The 18,453-nt window shown below is 63.2% G+C and carries 18 protein-coding genes; 10 read left to right on the top strand and 8 right to left on the bottom strand.

Annotation, left to right across the window (positions count from 1 at the left end):
* Positions 1 to 23: 23 nt before the first annotated feature.
* From AUC70_RS00795 to AUC70_RS00815, 5 genes are all read right to left on the bottom strand, one after another.
* The gene (locus tag AUC70_RS00795) at positions 24 to 1,049 is read right to left on the bottom strand and encodes a class I fructose-bisphosphate aldolase (protein WP_069443154.1); all 1,026 of its coding nucleotides are present in this window, start codon (positions 1,047 to 1,049) and stop codon (positions 24 to 26) included.
* Between the two features lie 129 nt (positions 1,050 to 1,178).
* Positions 1,179 to 2,246: a patatin-like phospholipase family protein gene (locus AUC70_RS00800; protein WP_141701874.1), complete on the bottom strand. Its 1,068-nt coding sequence runs from the start codon at positions 2,244 to 2,246 to the stop codon at positions 1,179 to 1,181.
* Between the two features lie 266 nt (positions 2,247 to 2,512).
* A complete protein-coding gene (locus tag AUC70_RS00805) occupies positions 2,513 to 2,905 on the bottom strand; it encodes a hypothetical protein (protein WP_069443156.1) in 393 nt (130 codons plus the stop codon).
* Positions 2,906 to 2,928: 23 nt separating this feature from the next.
* Entirely contained in the window at positions 2,929 to 3,972 is a 1,044-nt protein-coding gene (locus AUC70_RS00810; protein ID WP_069443270.1) for an HAD family hydrolase, read from the bottom strand.
* Between the two features lie 106 nt (positions 3,973 to 4,078).
* Positions 4,079 to 5,749, bottom strand: a complete 1,671-nt coding sequence (locus tag AUC70_RS00815; RefSeq protein ID WP_069443157.1) for an arylsulfatase — start codon at positions 5,747 to 5,749, stop codon at positions 4,079 to 4,081.
* 182 nt (positions 5,750 to 5,931) lie between these two features.
* Here AUC70_RS00815 and AUC70_RS00820 point away from each other — a divergent pair, with 182 nt between their 5' ends.
* The 8 genes from AUC70_RS00820 (at position 5,932) to AUC70_RS00855 (ending at position 13,358) form a co-directional block, all read left to right on the top strand.
* Positions 5,932 to 6,624 (top strand): Crp/Fnr family transcriptional regulator, encoded by a 693-nt coding sequence (locus tag AUC70_RS00820; protein WP_069443158.1) that lies wholly within the window; start codon positions 5,932 to 5,934, stop codon positions 6,622 to 6,624.
* Positions 6,625 to 6,789: 165 nt separating this feature from the next.
* Positions 6,790 to 7,755: a SphA family protein gene (locus AUC70_RS00825; protein ID WP_069443159.1), complete on the top strand. Its 966-nt coding sequence runs from the start codon at positions 6,790 to 6,792 to the stop codon at positions 7,753 to 7,755.
* Positions 7,756 to 7,886: 131 nt separating this feature from the next.
* Positions 7,887 to 8,900 (top strand): NAD-dependent epimerase/dehydratase family protein, encoded by a 1,014-nt coding sequence (locus AUC70_RS00830; protein ID WP_425283571.1) that lies wholly within the window; start codon positions 7,887 to 7,889, stop codon positions 8,898 to 8,900.
* Between the two features lie 166 nt (positions 8,901 to 9,066).
* Positions 9,067 to 9,279, top strand: a complete 213-nt coding sequence (locus tag AUC70_RS00835) for a response regulator (protein WP_069443271.1) — start codon at positions 9,067 to 9,069, stop codon at positions 9,277 to 9,279.
* 248 nt (positions 9,280 to 9,527) lie between these two features.
* Positions 9,528 to 10,607, top strand: a complete 1,080-nt coding sequence (locus AUC70_RS00840) for an agmatine deiminase family protein (protein WP_244505436.1) — start codon at positions 9,528 to 9,530, stop codon at positions 10,605 to 10,607.
* A 39-nt stretch (positions 10,608 to 10,646) separates the two neighbouring features.
* Positions 10,647 to 11,504 (top strand): N-carbamoylputrescine amidase, encoded by an 858-nt coding sequence (gene aguB, locus AUC70_RS00845; RefSeq protein WP_069443160.1) that lies wholly within the window; start codon positions 10,647 to 10,649, stop codon positions 11,502 to 11,504.
* Entirely contained in the window at positions 11,501 to 12,412 is a 912-nt protein-coding gene (locus tag AUC70_RS00850) for a PhzF family phenazine biosynthesis protein (protein ID WP_244505437.1), read from the top strand. Before aguB ends, AUC70_RS00850 begins: the two co-directional genes overlap by 4 nt.
* Positions 12,413 to 12,437: 25 nt before the next feature.
* On the top strand, positions 12,438 to 13,358 hold the full coding sequence (locus AUC70_RS00855; RefSeq protein WP_083241121.1) for an aldose 1-epimerase: 921 nt from the start codon (positions 12,438 to 12,440) through the stop codon (positions 13,356 to 13,358).
* Between the two features lie 44 nt (positions 13,359 to 13,402).
* Here AUC70_RS00855 and AUC70_RS00860 read toward each other — a convergent pair whose 3' ends face one another.
* A complete protein-coding gene (locus tag AUC70_RS00860) occupies positions 13,403 to 13,807 on the bottom strand; it encodes an ArsC/Spx/MgsR family protein (RefSeq protein ID WP_069443161.1) in 405 nt (134 codons plus the stop codon).
* Positions 13,808 to 14,028: 221 nt separating this feature from the next.
* On the opposite strand from AUC70_RS00860, the gene lpxB reads away from it, so the two are divergent.
* Positions 14,029 to 15,195 (top strand): lipid-A-disaccharide synthase, encoded by a 1,167-nt coding sequence (lpxB, locus tag AUC70_RS00865; RefSeq protein WP_069443162.1) that lies wholly within the window; start codon positions 14,029 to 14,031, stop codon positions 15,193 to 15,195.
* Between the two features lie 11 nt (positions 15,196 to 15,206).
* Here the strand turns inward: lpxB and AUC70_RS00870 are convergent, their stop codons facing one another.
* Positions 15,207 to 16,208, bottom strand: coding sequence for a Gfo/Idh/MocA family protein (locus tag AUC70_RS00870; protein ID WP_069443163.1), 1,002 nt, complete (start codon positions 16,206 to 16,208; stop codon positions 15,207 to 15,209).
* Between the two features lie 339 nt (positions 16,209 to 16,547).
* Between AUC70_RS00870 and AUC70_RS00875 the strand changes: the two genes are divergently transcribed.
* Entirely contained in the window at positions 16,548 to 17,705 is a 1,158-nt protein-coding gene (locus AUC70_RS00875; protein WP_069443164.1) for an exo-beta-N-acetylmuramidase NamZ family protein, read from the top strand.
* Between the two features lie 39 nt (positions 17,706 to 17,744).
* Here AUC70_RS00875 and AUC70_RS00880 read toward each other — a convergent pair whose 3' ends face one another.
* Entirely contained in the window at positions 17,745 to 18,434 is a 690-nt protein-coding gene (locus AUC70_RS00880; protein WP_083241122.1) for a vWA domain-containing protein, read from the bottom strand.
* Positions 18,435 to 18,453 lie beyond the last annotated feature (19 nt).

Below are 18,453 nucleotides of genomic sequence, written 5' to 3' on the forward strand. Positions count from 1 at the left end.
CCAAGCTGTACCGGGAGCCGGTCTTAAGCTGCCTTCTTCTCGATCGCATCGGTCCATTCGCCGAGCGTCGCGAGACCGTTCATCTCCGCACGATGCGAGAACGCGGCCTGTGCCGCCGGCACATTGTCTTTCTTGCCTGACCAGGCGACCTGCGGCGCATGCTGCAGCGCGCGGCCATAGGAGAAGGTCAGGTGCCAAGGGAACCCGCCGATGCGGTTCATGGCATCGAGGCGCGCGGTAGCCTCCACATCGTCCTGACCGCCCGACAGGAAGGCGATACCCGGCACGGCCGACGGCACGCAGTCCTTCAAGACGCGGATGGTCCGGTCGGCAATCTCTTGATCCGACGCCTGCGTGGCGCATTTCTGGCCCGGCACGATCATGTTGGGCTTCAGCACCATGCCCTCAAGCTGCACCTTCGCGTAGTACAGCTCCATGAACACGGTCTTCAGCGTCCACATCGTCACGGCCTCGCAGCGTTCGATGGTGTGGTCGCCGTCCATCAGGACTTCCGGCTCCACGATCGGCACCAGTTGCTGCTCCTGGCACAGCGCCGCATAGCGGGCGAGTGCGTGGGCATTGGAATTGATGGCGTCGTGGCTCGGAATGCCATCGCCAATATTGATCACGGCCCGCCATTTGCAGAACTTGGCGCCGAGTTCGCGGTATTCGATCAGCCGGTCGCGCAGGCCGTCGAGGCCCTCGGTGATGGTCTCGCCGGGGCAGAAGGCAAGCGGCTTGGCGCCGGCGTCCACCTTGATGCCGGGAATGGAGCCCGCCGCCTCGATGACCTTGACCAGCGGCGTGCCGTCGGCCGCCTTCTGGCGGATGGTCTCGTCGTACAGAATGACACCCGAAATCCGGTCCTTCATGGCCGGCTCGGTGCGGAACAGGAATTCGCGGTAGTCGCGCCGGTTTTCTTCCGTCGATTCAACGCCGATCGCGTCGAACCGCTTCTTGATCGTCCCGCTTGATTCGTCCGCCGCAAGAAGCCCCTTACCCGGCTGGGTCATGGCGGTGGCGACTTTGTTCAAGGCCTCAAGATCCATGTCGTTCCTCCCTGTCACTCTGAACGTCAGCGCGTATTGCAGCCCATAAGCCATGCTGGCGCGCGCGTTACAAGCCACGATTCTTGCTTTCGCCGGGGATTCTCGGCAAGGGCAAAACGCGCTGGGGACTTAGAGTCCCGGGGGCTGGCTCTGCCAAGGATAGCCCCGCCGGGCCATCTGGAAGCCAGCATCGTAGAGCTCGGTCATATACACCGGGTCGAACGGCTGGGTGCTCGTATCCTGAATGCCCTCGGGAATGTAAGCCAGATTATAGGCGATCCCGTTACGCTGGCAGAACTCGTACAGCCGGTAAAGGTCTCCGACCCCCTGGTTCGTAAGGAGCGTCGACATGGCGCGGCCGGCGATGTCCATCGTGTACGGTTTCACCGCCTTCGGGTGCGGCATGACATAGCCGTTCAGAATGACGTAGAAGCGCCGGATCGGCGAAACGCCGAGATCCTTGTCCACGCTCCCCACCGTGAGCTGCGTCGGCGCGAGAAAGACCTCGCGCGTCGTCCCGCCATCTACGTGCATCTCCTCGAAGCTATAGCCGTCCGCGGTGACCTTGATGAAGCTCGGCGGGAAGGCGGCGGGAATGGCGGCGGAGGCAAGCAGGACGCTCCGGAAGAGCTCGACGGATTCGGGGCGGCCACTCCCCGCGATTTCGCCCATGTCCCAAATGACCGGGCGGCCCGCGTCGAGATTCGTCGTGCCGATCAGGAGGCGGCGCCCCTTGCGATGCTCGGCCGCGACTTCGGCGAGAAAAGACGGCGTCACGTAGTGAGCGATGATCTTCGCAAGCGGCGCGTTGCTCGACATCGCGCTGCCGCCAAGCAGGCCTTTCACGGGCTGAAGGATTGCGACGTTCTTCGTCTGCGTCTCGGTAAAGACATGCCTGAGGGCATGGTCGTATTTCGGTCCGAGAAATGCGAACGGCGCGCTCAACGCCCCCGTGGACACACCCGTGACCACATCGAAACTCGGCCGCGTCCCGGCCGCCGTCCAGCCGGCCAAGAGGCCCGCGCCATAGGCGCCATAGGGGCCGCCGCCAGACAGCGCCAAGGAGTTCAACACGGGCCGCCCGCCCTGCCGCAATTTCGGGTTGCTTTGTCTCAGCTGCGCGGCGCGCTTGGCGCGATAGGCGGCCACGTTCGGCGGCAGTTCATCGCCCCAAAAGCGGATCGTCTCCGATCCCATTCCGGACACCTTCGCGCTGTCCTCAAGCCCAACCGGAACGGCATTGCGGGCGCCGGCAACGGCGCACCCTCCGAGCAACGCTCCAATGGTCAGAACAGCAAGGGCCCGCGCAAGGTTACGGCAGGCGAACGCGGTACGAAACTTCCCCAAGACTTTCCCCCAGGGAAGCACCGCCGAGATACGCGTTTTCCCTTATCCGGCAAGAACCTACAGCAAACATGCCAGGTCTTGCTAGTAGGCATGTTTTCGCAAGGTAGCGGGGTTCGTCAGCGGCGCGCCACGAGCACGTAGACGAACAGCAGAGCAATGACGCCGTGAAGGGCGCCCCCTCCCCACAAGCCGCTGCTGCCGGTGGCCATGGCCCCGAGGAGAAGCACAGGCGCTGCGACGATGTTGTAGATCGCCAGCGAGACGGCCGCGTAGGAGCCAAGGCCGTACGCCCGTTCGGGATCCGGAGAGCGCGCCGCCCAGGTCCGGCCCAGCAAAGCGCCGGCCCCCACCGCCAGCGTCGCCACACCCAGAAGGCGTATGAGCGCCATGGCCGGGCCGTCCAGATCGGTCCCGCCGACACCGGCCACGACCAGGGCCGGAGCGAGCATGGCCGAAACGCCAAACAGAACTTCGATGCAGCCCGATATCAGGACAAGCCAAGCGGTCATCGTTACCCCCCCTCGATTATCGCTCAGTCCTGCGGTGCCGGCGCGGGCACCGCCGCCTCGGGCGCGCCCCAGGCGAAAATCCGATTCCAATCGTCCTTCATGCTGACGACATTCCAGCCGTTCGCCAAGGCATCTTCCATCAACTCGACGGGGAAGCGCCCCACATCTGAATCAGGCCCGTAGGCGTATTCGCGTTTCGCATCGTCGTGATGAACAAGACCCATGAAGCAAAGGCCTTTGCAGTTCGCCGTCCATTCCAGCATCTCCTTGTCGCCGATGGAGTTGCCGAAGGCGAGGATCGGCTGCCGGCCGATATAGTGATTGATGCCTTCCGCCTTGCCGGGCCCGTCGTCGAAGAACAAGAGGTCCGGCAGCTTCACAAGCGTCGGGCTGGAATCCCAGTACCGGAATTCAGTCTCCCCGGACGAGCCAACGACCTGCCAGGGCGGGATGCCGTAGCACTGCTCGGTATAGGCGCGCATGAAAGCCGTCCCGCCCCCGGAGACGATGAACGTCGTGAAGCCATTGGCGCGCAGATACTCCAACAGCTCGATCATCGGCGCGTAGGTCAGGTCGGTATAGAGGCGCTTGAACCTCGGATGCTTCGCCGTCTTGAGCCAAGCGGACACGATGTCGTTGAACTCCACCGTGGTCATGCCGCTATGGGTGGCCGTCACGAGCGCCATGGCGCCCTTCTCGCCGTAGGTGAGAAGCTTCTGCGTGTTCCCGTCGAGCACGGACTTGAACGGTTCCTTCGTCTTCCATTCCGAATGCTGGTTCGCCACCGCCTTCACCCGATCGACGACGAAAACGAACTGCGTGTAGACAGGCTTCTCGACCCACAACGTCCCGTCATTGTCGAACGTAGCGATGCGCTCAGGCTTCGGTACGAAGTCGGGACTGCCCTCGGTCGTCACGCGCGCGACATAGTCGAGGATGTTCGACTTGAGCGAACCGTCGTTCCAGGACGGCAGCGGGTCGGGCGCATCGTCCGCCCGAGCGGGTGACGCTCCCACCCACACGGCGATCAGGGCCGCAACAGCCATGAGGCGAACCGTCGTGATCATGTTGTCACTCCCGTCACGCGCAAAAAAGGGGCGGCCCATCGTTGGGCCGCCCCTCTTATAGCCTATTGGCCGAAGCCTCGTTAGACGCAGCCGCGAGCGCTCGAGCCTAGTTGCCCGTGGGCAAGCCGATGCTGAAGCCTTCCTTGGCCAACTGCGACTGAAGCGACTTGAGCAGCTGGTACTTGGAAATGGTAATTGGACCGGTATAGGTCTCGCTCTGAAGCTTCCGCGGTGGATACTTCACATAGGACTTCATGAGCTTCGCCACGGACTCGTTGGCCGGAACCACGGCCCACGTGCTCTCTGTGAACGTCGTCATGAAGATGTCGTAACGCTCCTGCGGATCGGCCAGGAGGTCAAACACCTGCGGTACAGTCGCGACATACTCGCTCGCGCCTTTCCAACCCAAGTTTGTATCGACCGCGAGTCCACCCGTGTCGGCGCCATCGTCCCCGCGCAGGTTGAACACGTACTTGAACTGGTTCAGACGAACAGCACCGGGCGAAAGCTCATCTTCGGTGAAGTAGAACCACCAATTGCGCTTCGACTTGCCCGAACCGGTCCAGACCGGCGTCATGTCGTAGCTGTCGAAGATCATGGGCTTGCCGTCCCGGTCTTCCGTCGGGAGCTCAACGCCCGCGACCGAAGCGAACGTCGCCATCAGATCAAGACCGCCCAGGATGGCGTCGCTCTTCGAGCCGCCTTCCACTTTACCGGGCCAGCGCACCATGGACGGCACGCGGTTGCCGCCTTCGCGCACCGTACCCTTGGTTCCACGGAACGGCGTGTAGCCGGCATCCGGATAGACATCCTGCCAGGCACCATTGTCGACCGTGTAGAACACGATCGTATTGTCGGCGAGACCGAGCTCGTCGAGCTTCTTCAGGACATTGCCTACCCGGGTATCGAGTTCGACGACGGCGTCGGCATATTTCGACTTCGAGATCGACTTATGCTCGAACTCCGGCGCCGGCAGGTTCGGCTGATGGTTCTTCATGAAGTTGACGTTGATGAAGAACGGCTTGTCCGACTTGGCTGCCTCGTCGAGAAATTCGATCGCGGCCTTCTCGATGTATTCGTCGAGATACGGAATGCCGACCACGCCCTTCTCCGGCGTGTTCACATACTCGCCATTGACTTCCCAGTCCTGCACCGGCTTCTCGCCGGCCTTGCCGGACAGAGAGCCCTTGGTCGCCTTCTTGAACGTTTCGCGCAGTTCCGGAGTCATGTTCGGGAACCATTTGGGGTCGGGGTAGGTGTAGGCGTTGAGGTGATAGAGGAAAGTATACTTCATCACGTCGTAGCCTTGAGCGTTCGGCAGCGCATAGTCCGACTCGCCCAGATGCCACTTGCCGGTGAAGTAGGTGTTGTAGTCGGCCTTCTTCAGGACGGAAGCGAGCGTCCACTCCGCTGCCGGGAGACCGCCGCCCTGGCCCTGGAAGGCCACCGTGGTCATGCCGCTCCGGTTTGGGATACGCCCGGTCTGGATTGCGGCGCGGCCCGGTGTGCAGCTCGGCTGGCCATAGAAGTTGGTGAAGACCATGCCTTCCTTCGCCAGCTTGTCGAAATTCGGGGTCTGCATGCCCCGACCCTCGCCGCCGAGATAGGGACCGAGATCGCCCCACCCGGTGTCGTCCGAAACGATCAAAAGAATGTTGGGCTTCTTGTTCTTCGCATCTGCCGATGCGTCGGCATCCTGCGCGTGGGCAACACCACCGCAGACGACCAATGCGGCTACCGATAGGCCGCATAACTGCCTGTACAAGCCGAGACTCATGATAGCGTTCCTTCCTAGATTTGATGCACGTTGCGCAAGCTTTGGAGACGCGAAGGAGAGAGTCGCAGATGGCGGCCTGTACCGCATGACGAGCCGTCTCTAGTTCCTCCCCTCGCGGTGAGAATAGCCGGATGCTACTCTGCCCGCCCGATTAAAAACTGCTCACCTGACGAGATTCCCGGATGAAAAAGGACGCTTGGGATTTAGAGCGCGCTCTGGAGGTCCTGCGGTCGCGCGGTTGGTACTCCGAACGCAGCAAAGAGACCCAGAAGCGGCTGGCGGAGATCGCGAGGCTCAGGACCTTTGATACCGACGAGCCGGTCTACTCTAGCGGGCAGGTTCCTAACGGCGTCTTCGGTCTGGTGAACGGATCGATCAAGGTCGCTTTTCCGAGGAACGATGGTGAGGACTACATTGCCCACCACGCGGGCTCGGGCTTTTGGATCGGCGACCTCGCGCTTTTTGCCAACGCACCCCGCCTCGTCTCGATCCACGCCGCCGAGCCGACAACAATGGTCCAACTGCGGCCTCAGGGAATTTTGCGGCTCATACAGGACGATCCGCAGCTGCATACGGATTTCTACGCGCTGACATACGAGAACTTCAGAACCGCCCTGAACCTCATTGCGAATTTGGCGATTGTCTCCATCGACAAGCGCGTGGCCGACCGGCTGCTCCTCGAAACGGCGGCCCATCCAAAAGCCGATGGTTGGGTTCAACTGTCCCAGCCTGACCTGGCGCAGCTGTTAGCTGTCTCCCTCCCGACCCTGAGACGAACGATCGGACGGTTGGCGCACGCCGGACTGGTGGAACAAGGCTATGGCCGGGTCAAAGTCGTCGACCGCAAGGGTCTGCAGAAGATCATCCACGATTGACGCTGGCGGCGGCGCCTCGCGGCCCCTAGAACATAGCCTGTTGCAAATATGCACGGCCGCCCGTCATCCGCACGCGCTGACGCAAAATGCCATGGCGATGCGAGCCATGCCCGGGATAGACTCCCCTCAAGAATGCCAAAAGGCAGCAAACGGGGGGCATGATCGATGGCCAGAAAAAGTCTCGTTGCCGGTGGCTTGGCACTGCTTGCCGCCGTATCGGCGCCAGGTGCTGCGCAAAGCGCCGAGTTCGGCGCCAGCCCTTGGCTTAAGGGCTACACGGACGTCTTTGGCGGGGTCATCCCCTCCGTACCCGGATTTTATCTCCGCACTGACGTCTACGACTATAGCGGCAGCGCCGACACTACGATCTTGAATGGCCGTGTTGACCTTGGCGTCGACCAGAACTTCACCGCAACGGTTGGCTCTCTGACCTATGTGACACCGTGGAAGCCTCTCGGCGGCACCTTCGCGGTGAACGTCACCCCGACCGTCGTCGCCATGGACGTCGATGTCGGACTGGGAATCCCCACCTTCACCGGGCCGCTAGGCAACACGGTCGGCGGGTTCACCGTCAACCGGGGTGATAACAATTTTGCCCTTGGCGACATGGTCTTCGCACCGGCAATCCTCGGCTGGGATGAGGGCAACTGGCACTGGAACGTCGCCATGTTCATCCTCGCGCCGACGGGCGACTACAGCACCGATCAACTCGCGAATACGAGCCTCAATCATTGGGCGTTCATGCCGCGTTTCGCCGCCACCTATTTCGATCCGCAGACCGGCTGGCAGGCGACCGGCGCCGTGCTCTACACCTGGAACACCGAGAACACGGCAACGAACTACCTCACCGGCGACATCGTCAACGTGGAAGGCACGATCACCAAGAACTTCGGACCGTTGGGCGTGGGCGTGGCAAGCTACGGCATGATCCAGGTAACCGGCGACAGCGGCGCGGGCGCGCGCTTGGGGGCGTCGAGTCCGAAGTCTATGGCGTCGGCCCATCGTCACCTTCACCACCAGCCCCGATCCGACGAAGGCTTGACGGTGATCGTGAAGTACTACAAGGAGTTCGACGCCAAGAATACGTTCGAAGGGGAAACCTTCGACGCGGCGGTGAGCTTCAAATTCTGAGATTTCGAGACCGGCGGATGGGTCCTGCGCGGACAGCGCGCGTCGGCGAAGGGCTTGCTCTAGCCCAATTGTGATTGTGAACTCCGTGTTCTGACGGACGGGCGCGCGCCCGTCGTGAAGCGTGGAGCAGCATGCCGGGCGCAAAGGCTCAAGAACCGGACCGCAAACCGCTGGTGGCCCTCACCGGCGCGACGGGTTTCATCGGCCAGCATCTTCTGAAAGGCCTCACGGACCGCGGCTACCGTGTCCGCGTTCTGTTGCGGCGCCCCACCCAGATGCCGGAGTCCTGCGCCAGCGTCCTCATCGGCGACATCGCCAAGCCCTACAACATGTCCGAGGCGCTGGCGGAGGTCGATGCCGTGATCCACACCGCCGGCATTCCCCGCGCCATGACCGGCCTGCCCGAGGACGACTACCGCCTGTTCAATACCGACGCGACGGTGCGGTTCGCCAAGGCGGCCAAACGCGCCCGGGTCAAGCGCTTCCTGTTCCTGTCGTCCATTCGCGCCCAATCGGGACCGGCGGCATCTTGTGTTCTGACCGAGGATCAGGAGGCGCGCCCCACGGATGCCTACGGCCGGTCGAAGCTCGAAGCGGAATTGGGTGTGGCCGAGACGGGCCTCGATTGGGCCGCCTTGCGCCTTGCCCTCGTCTACGGTCCGGGAGCCGGCGGCAATATCGCCAGGCTCATGAAGCTGGCGCGCGCACCCTACCCGCTACCGCTCGCCGGTCTGAAGGCGCGGCACTCGCTCCTCGCGCTCGATAATCTGGTTGAGGCCGTGGACCGGATCCTGACGGCGCCGCAACCGCTGAACCGGCCCTTTATCGTGGCCGACCCGGCCCCGGTCACCGTGGCAGAGATTGTTCGCGCCTTGCGCCAGGGGCTCGGGCGCAGGGCCGGGCTGTTCTACATGCCGCCATCTCTGCTCAAGGCTCTTGGCCGCCGTCGGGCCACAGGTCGAAACCGGACCGCTGTTCAACTCCCTCGTGGCCGATCCAGCCGCATTACGCGCGCTGAACTGGGCGCCGCCTGTTGCGACGCAACAGGGCTTGGCCGCACTCGCCCGGCAAATGCCCGGCTGACCAACGATTCGGGAATTGCTGCACCGCATCGATGCTGCAGCGCGCAACACTCGGATTTTTAAGTACTTTTCGGATTACACGTCTTATCAATGTCGCATTCTCCGCCTATAGTGTTTGCAGGCTGACGTGGGGGTCGCTGTTGTAAAATCGCTGTCTGCGATGATGAAAACGTCTCCGACGCTTTAACGAGCGGGGCGCATCTCGAGGATGGCGCAGTTGGAGGCGGGTATGGCACTCCCCAGGATTGTCGTTCGCGGCAAGAAGGTCATTCTTCTGAGCGGCTACTGCAAGGACGACTTCAAGGGTATTCGTGAAGCGCAGCGGCTCGGCGACTATCGGCTCAAGGTCAGCGCCGAGGATCGGCTGTTAGCGGCCGCGCAGAAGAACCCTGACGCCGTGGCATTCGGCTACGTCGCCGGTCAGTGGGTGGCTTCAGCCTAGAATTCGCAATTTCAAATTATGAACGGGCGCGTGGCGCGCTTCCTTTGCGCCTGCACGATGGCTTGAGGCCCTTCGGCTCGGCCGCACATCCTGCCGGGCAATCCAAGACTGATCGCTGCCACCTGAGCAACGAGGCCCTTGCGGGGCCAAATTCCGCGCCCTAAACATCGCGCCGGTATTCATGGACTCCGGCGCGCCCCGAACACGGCCCTGCCGCTCCCACCTACAATTCACAGGCTCGGCCGCCTTTGCACCCCTCGACGACAGATTGGCCCTCGGCCGATATCCACCTCCTCCCCGAATGGGCGCCGCAGAAGGCGATCTGGACCGCGTGGCCGGCTGCGGCCGAAGAATGGAACGGCGACCTCGATTCGCCCCGACGAGACGTGGCGGCGCTGGTACATGCACTCGCGCCGGACAACCAAGTTCGTCTCCTCGTCGACGGCCCGGAAGCGCAGCAGTCAGCCGAGAGCGCGGTCGGAGACGTCGCGGACATTGTTCCCGCGAAGTACGGAGACATCTGGCTGCGCGACACCGGCCCCCTTTTTGCCACGGCGCGGGGCGAGCCTTTCGCTCTGCGTTTCCGCACCAATGGCTGGGGCGGGAAATTCTCGCTCCCGGGCGACGAGAGCGTCGGTGACGACATCGCAAGGCTCGCGGGCGTTGCCACGCAGGGCTTCGATTTCGTGCTCGAGGGCGGCGCCATCGACCATGACGGGGCGGGCACGATCCTCACCACAAGGCAAACGCTGCTGAACCTGAATCGGAACGGCTGGTCGCAAGGCGATGCCGAAGCGGCGCTACGCACAAGCCTCGGTGCACGTAAAATTCTCTGGATCGACGAGGGGCTCACAGGTGACCACACTGACGGTCACATCGACAACATTGCCAGATTTGTCGGGCCGGCCCGCATCGTCATCCAAGAACCGGCGGGCCCGGACGACCCGAACGCCGCGGTGTTCGAGGCGATCGCGCGTAACCTCGCAGGCGCAACCGATGCCGACGGGCGCGCCATCGAGGTCATAGAGATCCCCGGCCCCGGCCTCGTTCTCAACGCGCTCGGCGAGGTGGCGCCCGCATCCCACCTTAACTTTGCCATCGCGAACGGCATTGTGGTCGTGCCGGTCTTCGACACAAATACGCAAGCGGACGCGCTCGAGCGCTTGCAAGCCGTGTTTCCGGACCGCAAGGTTGTCGGGCTTCCCGCTTCAGGGCTTCTCGGAGCAGGAGACGCCGGCGGCGGCGCCTTCCATTGCATCACCCGCGAGGAACCGGACTTCACCCGCGGGCGTCTCTTATCTCAGCAAGGGACCGATCAGGTCGGATAGTTGGAACGGGCCGTAAGGACAGGCCAGTAGGAATAGGTCATGGCGCGCCAGGTGACAGTTGCAGCGGTTCAAGCCGCCTTGGGTCCTGACATGACCGCCAACATCGCGCGGGTCGAAGCCCTAATCCGCGAGGCGGCTGCCCAGGGTGCTGAGGTCGTTCTGCCGCCCGAACTGTTTCAGGGCATCTATTTCCCGACCCGCCAGGATCCGAAATGGTTCGAGACAGCCTATGCCGTGAACGAGCACCCGTGCGTGCGGACGTTCGCTGCGCTCGCAAACGACCTCAACGTCGTCATTCCCATCTCCTTCTTCGAGAAGGACGGGCCCCATTTCTACAACAGCGTCGCCATCGCCGATGCGGACGGGACAATCCTCGGCGTGTACCGCAAGAGCCATATTCCCGACGGCCCGGGCTATCAGGAGAAGTACTACTTCCGGCCCGGCAACACGGGGTTCAAGGCATGGCGCACAAAGCACGGCACGATCGGCGTCGGCATTTGCTGGGACCAATGGTACCCGGAGGCGGCGCGGGCGATGGTGCTCCAGGGTGCAGAGCTCCTGCTTTACCCCACCGCCATCGGCTCGGAGCCCTATGACAACGACTTGAACACAAGCGGACGCTGGCGCCGGGTCATGCAGGGCCACGCCGTTGCCAACGCCATCCCCGTCATTGCCGCGAACCGCGTGGGCGAGGAAGACAATGACGGGATGCGCCAACGCTATTACGGGCACTCCTTCGCCGCCGATCACACAGGCGAGATCGTCGCCGACATGGGAGACGACGCCGAAGGCGTGATATTGGCGACATTCGATCTCGACGAGATCGCCGCCTATCGCGCGGACTGGGGGTTCTTCCGGGACCGCCGCACGGATCTGTATGGGACTGCGCTGACATGACGCTTTATCGCTTCAACACCGTCGATGTCTTCGCCGAGCACCAGTTCGGCGGCAACCCGCTTGCCGTCGTCCATGGCGCCGATGCGCTCACGACGGAGCAAATGCAGGCGGTGGCGGCCGAGTTCAATCTGTCCGAGACCACGTTCGTGCTGCGCCCACAGGATCCGGCCCACACGGCGCGTATCCGCATCTTCACGCCGCGCGCGGAACTGCCCTTCGCGGGCCATCCGAATGTAGGCACGGCCTATGTCCTGGCCTCCGAGGCGGAACGCCGGGGAAAGGCTTACGCCGACGACAAGCTCACGTCGAGGAACTTGGCGGCCTGGTCACGATCAACGTGCTGCGCAACGGCGCCGGTATCGTCGGGGCCCATGTGGCGGCCCCGCAGCCCGCTCAAGATTGGGTCGGGCGTGGCGCCGGGCGTCGTCGCGGCGCTGTGCGGACTGCCCACCCATGCCATCGAGCAGAGCCGGCACCTTCCGCTGATTGCGAGCGCGGGCAACCCGTTCGTGTTCACGCAGCTCCGGGACCGAGCCGCCTTGCGGGCAGCCAAGCCCAACGAAGCCGCGTTCGAGGCGCAGCTCCCGCGCGAGACGGCCGACGGTCTGTTTCTGTATGTTCGCGAACCCTCGAACGATCCGCCTATCCAGGCCCGCATGTTTGCGCCGCTCCACGGCATTCCCGAGGATCCGGCGACGGGCTCGGCCAATGTGGCCTTGATCGGTCTCTTGGCGCATCTTAACAGCAAGCCGGACCTCGTCCTGAAAGCACGGATCGGGCAAGGCGTCGATATGGGGCGTCCGAGCTTGGTGGAAGCGATGGCCGCGAAGCGCGGCGGCGTTGTCACGGCGACAAAGGTCGGTGGACGGTGTATCTCTGTGATGAGCGGGACACTGACGGTCCGATAGTCGCGTCACGCGGAAGGAAACGCTTGTGACTGAGACGCACATCCCCAACCTTCTCGGCGACCCCAATGCCACCCGCATCGCAGCCGGCGACACCGACGCTGTCTTTCTCCCCAGCTACGGCATGATCGGCATTTCGCTGAAGAGAGATGGTCTGGAAGCCTTGCGGCGCGTCGACAACCTCATCGTCGCCGCAGCTGCCAATCGCACCGTAGGCATTCCGTTCCTGTTTCCCTTCGCCAACCGGCTCGCGGACTTTCAATACGAGGTTGCGGGGCGCGGCGTGACGCTGCCGCCGCATTCGCTCGTGTTGCGCTACGACGAGAACGGGCTGCCCATGCACGGGCTGATGTGGCCGCACCTCAAATGGGCCGTCGCCGATGTTTCGGACACCACACTGACGGCACGGCTCGACTGGTCCCATCCTCAGGGCCTCGCCGTGTTTCCCTATCCCTGTCAGTTGACGCTGAGCGCTACCGTCGAGCCCGGCAGCTTGAGCATCAAGACCGCGCTGACGGCGACGGGCGATATCGATGTGCCGGTGAGTTTCGGCTTTCACCCCTATTTCGGCTTCGAGGAAGATCGCGCGAACTGGCATATCCGTCTGCCGGAAATGCGCCACCTCACGCTGGATGCCCGCCAGATTCCGACCGGCGCCTCGGAGCCCTATCCAGGTCTCGATGCGTTGCTCGGTATGCGGAGCTTCGACGACGGGTTCGCGCTCCTGGAACCCCAGGCGACGCTCTCGATTGCCTATGGCGGCCACCAGATCTCCGTGGACCTGCTCGACGGCTACACGCACACGCAGGTTTATGCGCCGCACGATCAGAACTACCTCGCCTTCGAGCCCATGACGGCGCCCGCCAACGCGCTCATCAGCGAAGACGGGCTGCGGCTCGTCTCCCCCGGCGATACGTTCAGCGCGACATTCCGCATCCGCGTCGAGTGAGCAGCCCCGGCACGCCCAATGCCGTGCCTCGCCGCCGCTGAAGCCTAGACGCCTGCTTTCGATTTCAAGCAGGTTTCATCCACCCGCTCGCGCGTTTTCGATAGACCGATCCAGATATCCACCTGATCCTGTTCGAAACCAGTTTCGCGGCGCGTGCCGACCTGAATCAGTGGCCGGCGAATCAGCAGCGGATCCTCGATCATCATCGCGAGCGCCTTGCTCGCCCCAATCATGTCCGGGTTGATTTCCCCGGATTTGATTCGCGGCGCCGATGGGTTGAACCACGAGCTGATGGGGCGCGTGCCGAAGAAAAGCCGCAACGTTTCGGGCGTCCAGGCCTCGCTCAGAAGGTCGCGCACGTCCAGTTCGTGGCCCGACGCCTTCAGCAGGGCCTTCTGCCGTGCATTTCCGCCGCATCCGGGCTTTTCATAGAAGATTACTTTCGCCATTCGTCCTGACGTCCTTCTCGCTACAAGAGTTTCCGCCCTGTGGAGCAAGGTTTGCGCCAGCGGAAAATCTCACCAACATTTCAGAGGCTTGTGGGACCGCCACAGCATGCCGACGACATGGGTTGTCGGGGATACGACACGCGTCGTGGCCAATTTTTCTGGAACAACGGCCCCCGCCTGCCCTAAGTCCTAGGGCTGACGAATACAAATCGGAGCATAGCATGAATCGGCAGGAGCCGCTGGTCTTTATCATCGCGGGCGAACCCTCCGGCGACAATCTCGCCGGACGACTGATCGCCGCCCTGAGGGAAATGACCGGCGGCCGCATCCAGATCGCCGGCATCGGAGGCCCGCAAAGCGAGGCGCAAGGGCTGAAGAGCCTGTTTCCCATGCGCGAGCTGGCACTGATCGGCATTGCCGAGGTCGTGCCGCATCTTCCGCGCCTCCTTCGGCGGATGAATGAGACCGCGGCGACGATCCGCGAGATGAAGCCCGATATCGTGGTGACGGTCGATGCGCCGAGCTTCACGTTGCGCGTCGCGGACAAGCTGCGCGGGTCGGGCATTCCGATCGTGCACTACGTGGCGCCGCAAGCCTGGGCCTGGCGCGCGGGCCGAGCCAAGACACTGGGCAAACGCGTGAACCATCTCATGGCGTTGCTGCCCTTCGAGGTACCGTTCTTCGCCGAACACGGACTGCCGACGAGCTATGTGGGCCACCCCGCGATCGAATCCGCTCTGGCCGGCGACGGCAAGGCCTTCCGCAAGACGCATGGCATCGCGGATGCAGCAACCGTGCTGTGCGTGGTGCCGGGAAGCCGGAACAGCGAAGTGCGGCGCATGCTGCCGGTCTTCGCCGAGGCGGTGTCGCTCTTAGCCGAGCGCTATCCGGACCTTCAGATCGTGATCCCCGTCGCGCCCAATGTTGCGGAACAAGTCGAAGAGCAAACGAAGGACTGGCCGCTGCCAGTCCTGCATGTGAAGAATCCTGCAGAACGTTTCGATGCCTTTGCGGCAAGCGACGTCGCCATGGCGAAATCCGGCACGGTGACGTTGGAGCTTGGCCTCGCGCGCGTCCCCATGGCTGTGGCCTACCGCGTGAGTGCCCTCACCGTGTTCATCGTGCGCCGCATGCCCATCGCCGTGAAATACGCCTCGCTCGTGAACCTGCTCACCGATCGCGAGGTGGTCCCCGAACTCATACAGGAAGACTGCACACCCGCGGCCGTCGCGGAGAAAGTCGGAACTCTGCTAGGTTCTCCCGAGGCGCGCGCCGCGCAGCAGGAGGCTCGCCGACGGTGCTTGCACGTTCTCGGCGACGCCGATCCGCCGCCGAGCAAGCGCGCCGCAAAAGTCGTGCTCGATCTTATCGCGAACCGCGAAACCTGAGCGCGAACCGCCTAGCTTTTGGCAGAGACGGAGACAGGCGAGCCCGGTGTGAGCCAGGCCTGGACCTTCTTGAGCTGCGCATCGATGCTCTCGTTGATCATCACGGCAACGCGCAACGCCTCCGACCCCGCATAGCCGTCCACGAACGGCTTCTTCCCGGTCCGTACGCAGTCCAGGAAGGAGGCGATCTCGTTGCCGAGGCTGTCTTCCTGCGGAATGTCCACCGTGTCCGTGGCGATAGCCGCGAGCCCTTCGGTCATGGGATCGCCGCACAGGCTGTAGCCGAAGATCTTCCGCTCACCCAGATCGCAGTTGAGATATTGGCTGTGCGAGAAGACGCGCAAGCGCCGCTCGGTCTTGTAGCTGATCCGGCTCGTGGTGACGTTCGCCACGCAGCCGGATTCGAAATTGATCCGCGCATTGGCGATGTCGACCTTACGGCCCATGACGCCGGTGCCGACCGCGTCGACACTCGAGACGGGCGAGCCGACCAGACCGATGATCATGTCGATGTCGTGGATCATCAGATCGAGAATGACGTCCACGTCCACGCCGCGCGCCTTCCAGGGCGCAATCCGATAGCTCTCGAGATAAAGCGGGCGGTCGATCTTCTCAGAGATGACCCGGTAGGCGGCGGAGTAGCGTTCGATATGGCCGACCTGCAGCACGGTGCCGCGCTCCTCGGCCAGCTTCGTCAGAACCTGCGCCTGCTCGACCGTCTCGGTGATCGGCTTTTCGATATTGACGTGAAGCCCTGCATCGATCAGGTCGCGCGCCACGTCGAAATGGAACGGCGTGGGTACGGCCACGCTCACCGCATCGACCTTGTCGTAGATCTCGCGGTGGTCCGTCACCGCTTCGGCGCCGAACTCATCGGCCATCGCCTTGGCCCGATCGGGGTTGGAATCGACGACGGCAACCAGCTTCGCATCGGGGTTCTTCGTGTAGTGATTTGCGTGGAACCGTCCGAAATACCCGGTGCCCACGACCGCCGTCCGAATCTGATCCGCCATTCCGATAATCCTCTCAACGCTGTCCCGCCTGCTTAAGCGGTGAATTGCCCTGCCGGGCCCCGAGTTGCTTTGCTTGCCCCTCTTCAAGAGGGTGTTCCTTGCCCGGCTTTTTGTCGCAAAATTGGCCCCATCGCCAGCCCCAAGGACGGGAATGGCGGGGAGGCTTGCGAAATTGGGGCGTGGAAAGATCGGGCGACTCCGGTTAAGTCCTTGGCGGCGCTTGGCGATAGACGCCGCTCGGCCGCGAGCAACGGTCTGCGCATGGGGGAGAACAGAATGCCGCACCACCCGATTTTCGATGCGCAACCGCGCCGCGGCTCGCTAGGAGGGCTCTAGGCCATGCTGCTCGGTTCCGAACGCCTTCTCGCCTCAGGCCGGCTCAATGGGCTGAAAGTCGGGATTCTCGCCAATCCCGCCTCGGTCGATCACGACTACCGCCACATCGTCGACCAGCTTGCAGCCTCGGATACGTTCGACCTTGCGGCGATCTTCGGTCCTCAGCACGGCTTCAACTCCGATCTGCAGGACAACATGATCGAGACGCCGCACGCGACCGACCCCAAGCGGGGCGTTCCGATCTTCTCGCTCTACAGCGAGACCCGCGAGCCGACCGAGGAGATGCTCGATCTTATCGATGTGCTCGTGATCGACCTGCAGGACGTGGGCGCGCGCATCTACACCTTCATCTACACGATGGCGAACTGCCTGCGCGCGGCCGCCAAGACGGGAACGCCCGTGATCGTGTGCGACCGACCCAACCCGATCGGCGGCGTTGCGGTGGCGGGGCCCATGCTGGAACCGGGCTACGAATCCTTCGTCGGTCAGTTTCCCATTCCCATGCGCCACGGCATGACCGTCGCCGAGCTCGCCAAGCTCTTCAACGAACATTTCGAGATCGATGCGCCGCTCGAGACCGTGACCATGGAAGGCTGGTCCCGGACGGACTATTTCGACGACACGGATGTGCCGTGGATCATGCCCTCCCCCAACATGCCGACGCTGGAAACGGCGATCGTCTATCCCGGTACGGTGCTGTTCGAGGGCACGATGGTTTCGGAAGGGCGCGGAACCACGCGGCCCTTCGAGCTGATCGGTGCGCCCTACCTCGATGCCGAAGCGCTGGCGGCACGCATGAACGCGCACGGTCTCGGCGGTGTCTATTTCCGCCCTGTCGTTTTCGAGCCCACGTTCCAGAAACACGCCAAGACGCCCTGCGGCGGCTGCCAGATCCACGTCACGGAGCGCGAAGCCTTCGAGCCCGTGATCGCCGGCGCCGCGCTGATCCGCGAGTGCTATGGACTAGCGCCAGAACAGTTCGCATGGCGCGAAGGGCCTTACGAGTACGAGCACGACAAAATGCCGATCGATATTTTGGCCGGCTCGCCGGAACTCCGGGAACAAGTCGAAGCGCAAGTCGCGGTCACGGACATTGCGGAGAGTTGGACGACAGGCGTCGCGGAATTCTCGGCGCTGCGACTTCCCTACCTGCTCTACTGAGCCGGTTCTAACGAACCGTGCGCGAGTCCCGCATGGACATCATGGGGCAACCCAGCGTCTGCTCGAACGCTTTGACGAGGTCGTCCTCGCCATGGACGTCAGATAGGTTCCGCCTGTCTCTTCGGCGAGACACTTGGCGTCGAGATAACTCTGCGCACCGAGCCACGAGTCGGACTGCAACCGGAAGCCGATGACGTTCACGGTCAGATTGGGCGCCTCTGCGCCTAGTCGCTTGCCCAGCTCGCAAGGGTGCCCGTCGCACGTCTCCTGGCCATCCGTCAGGACGACGATCACGCCGGGCTGGTTACGGTAGTCCAAGACCTCGGCGGCCTGTTCGATCGCCTGCGTCAGCGGTGTCTTGCCGGCAGGACGCAGGGCGTCGACGATGCGCATGATCGGCGCCGCCGCCTGCGGTGTCGGACGGAGCTCCAGCTGCACGTTGCATTGATTGTATGCGCCGGCACCGTAGGTCACCAAACCGATCTTCCGGTTCAGCTGCGCCCGCGGCAAGACGCGCCGCAGCGCCTTGCGCACTTCGTCGATGCGCAACTGCACCACGGTCGAAAAGGGATCCAGATTTCCGGACATGGACCCGGACGCGTCGAACACGATCATTGCGTCCTCGGTGCACGGCGTCAGCTGCTCGGCCGCACGGGCCGGCATCGCACCGGCGAGGACGCCTGACAGCAGCAGCACGGCGCACGCGAGATAATCGAAAAGGCGTTTCATACGACAGCTCGCAACGTTT

This window comes from Methyloceanibacter stevinii (assembly GCF_001723355.1).
In the GTDB taxonomy this organism is placed as follows: Bacteria; Pseudomonadota; Alphaproteobacteria; order Rhizobiales; family Methyloligellaceae; genus Methyloceanibacter; species Methyloceanibacter stevinii.

What these genes read in the sequence shown, in the direction of transcription:
- AUC70_RS00795 (WP_069443154.1), bottom strand. Translation starts at nt 1,049, where the DNA reads ATGGATCTTGAGGCCTTGAACAAAGTCGCCACCGCCATGACCCAGCCG.
- AUC70_RS00800 (WP_141701874.1), bottom strand. Translation starts at nt 2,246, where the DNA reads ATGGGATCGGAGACGATCCGCTTTTGGGGCGATGAACTGCCGCCGAAC.
- AUC70_RS00805 (WP_069443156.1), bottom strand. Translation starts at nt 2,905, where the DNA reads ATGACCGCTTGGCTTGTCCTGATATCGGGCTGCATCGAAGTTCTGTTT.
- AUC70_RS00810 (WP_069443270.1), bottom strand. Translation starts at nt 3,972, where the DNA reads ATGATCACGACGGTTCGCCTCATGGCTGTTGCGGCCCTGATCGCCGTG.
- AUC70_RS00815 (WP_069443157.1), bottom strand. Translation starts at nt 5,749, where the DNA reads ATGAGTCTCGGCTTGTACAGGCAGTTATGCGGCCTATCGGTAGCCGCA.
- AUC70_RS00820 (WP_069443158.1), top strand. Translation starts at nt 5,932, where the DNA reads ATGAAAAAGGACGCTTGGGATTTAGAGCGCGCTCTGGAGGTCCTGCGG.
- AUC70_RS00825 (WP_069443159.1), top strand. Translation starts at nt 6,790, where the DNA reads ATGGCCAGAAAAAGTCTCGTTGCCGGTGGCTTGGCACTGCTTGCCGCC.
- AUC70_RS00830 (WP_425283571.1), top strand. Translation starts at nt 7,887, where the DNA reads ATGCCGGGCGCAAAGGCTCAAGAACCGGACCGCAAACCGCTGGTGGCC.
- AUC70_RS00835 (WP_069443271.1), top strand. Translation starts at nt 9,067, where the DNA reads ATGGCACTCCCCAGGATTGTCGTTCGCGGCAAGAAGGTCATTCTTCTG.
- aguB (WP_069443160.1), top strand. Translation starts at nt 10,647, where the DNA reads ATGGCGCGCCAGGTGACAGTTGCAGCGGTTCAAGCCGCCTTGGGTCCT.
- AUC70_RS00850 (WP_244505437.1), top strand. Translation starts at nt 11,501, where the DNA reads ATGACGCTTTATCGCTTCAACACCGTCGATGTCTTCGCCGAGCACCAG.
- AUC70_RS00860 (WP_069443161.1), bottom strand. Translation starts at nt 13,807, where the DNA reads ATGGCGAAAGTAATCTTCTATGAAAAGCCCGGATGCGGCGGAAATGCA.
- lpxB (WP_069443162.1), top strand. Translation starts at nt 14,029, where the DNA reads ATGAATCGGCAGGAGCCGCTGGTCTTTATCATCGCGGGCGAACCCTCC.
- AUC70_RS00870 (WP_069443163.1), bottom strand. Translation starts at nt 16,208, where the DNA reads ATGGCGGATCAGATTCGGACGGCGGTCGTGGGCACCGGGTATTTCGGA.
- AUC70_RS00875 (WP_069443164.1), top strand. Translation starts at nt 16,548, where the DNA reads ATGCTGCTCGGTTCCGAACGCCTTCTCGCCTCAGGCCGGCTCAATGGG.
- AUC70_RS00880 (WP_083241122.1), bottom strand. Translation starts at nt 18,434, where the DNA reads ATGAAACGCCTTTTCGATTATCTCGCGTGCGCCGTGCTGCTGCTGTCA.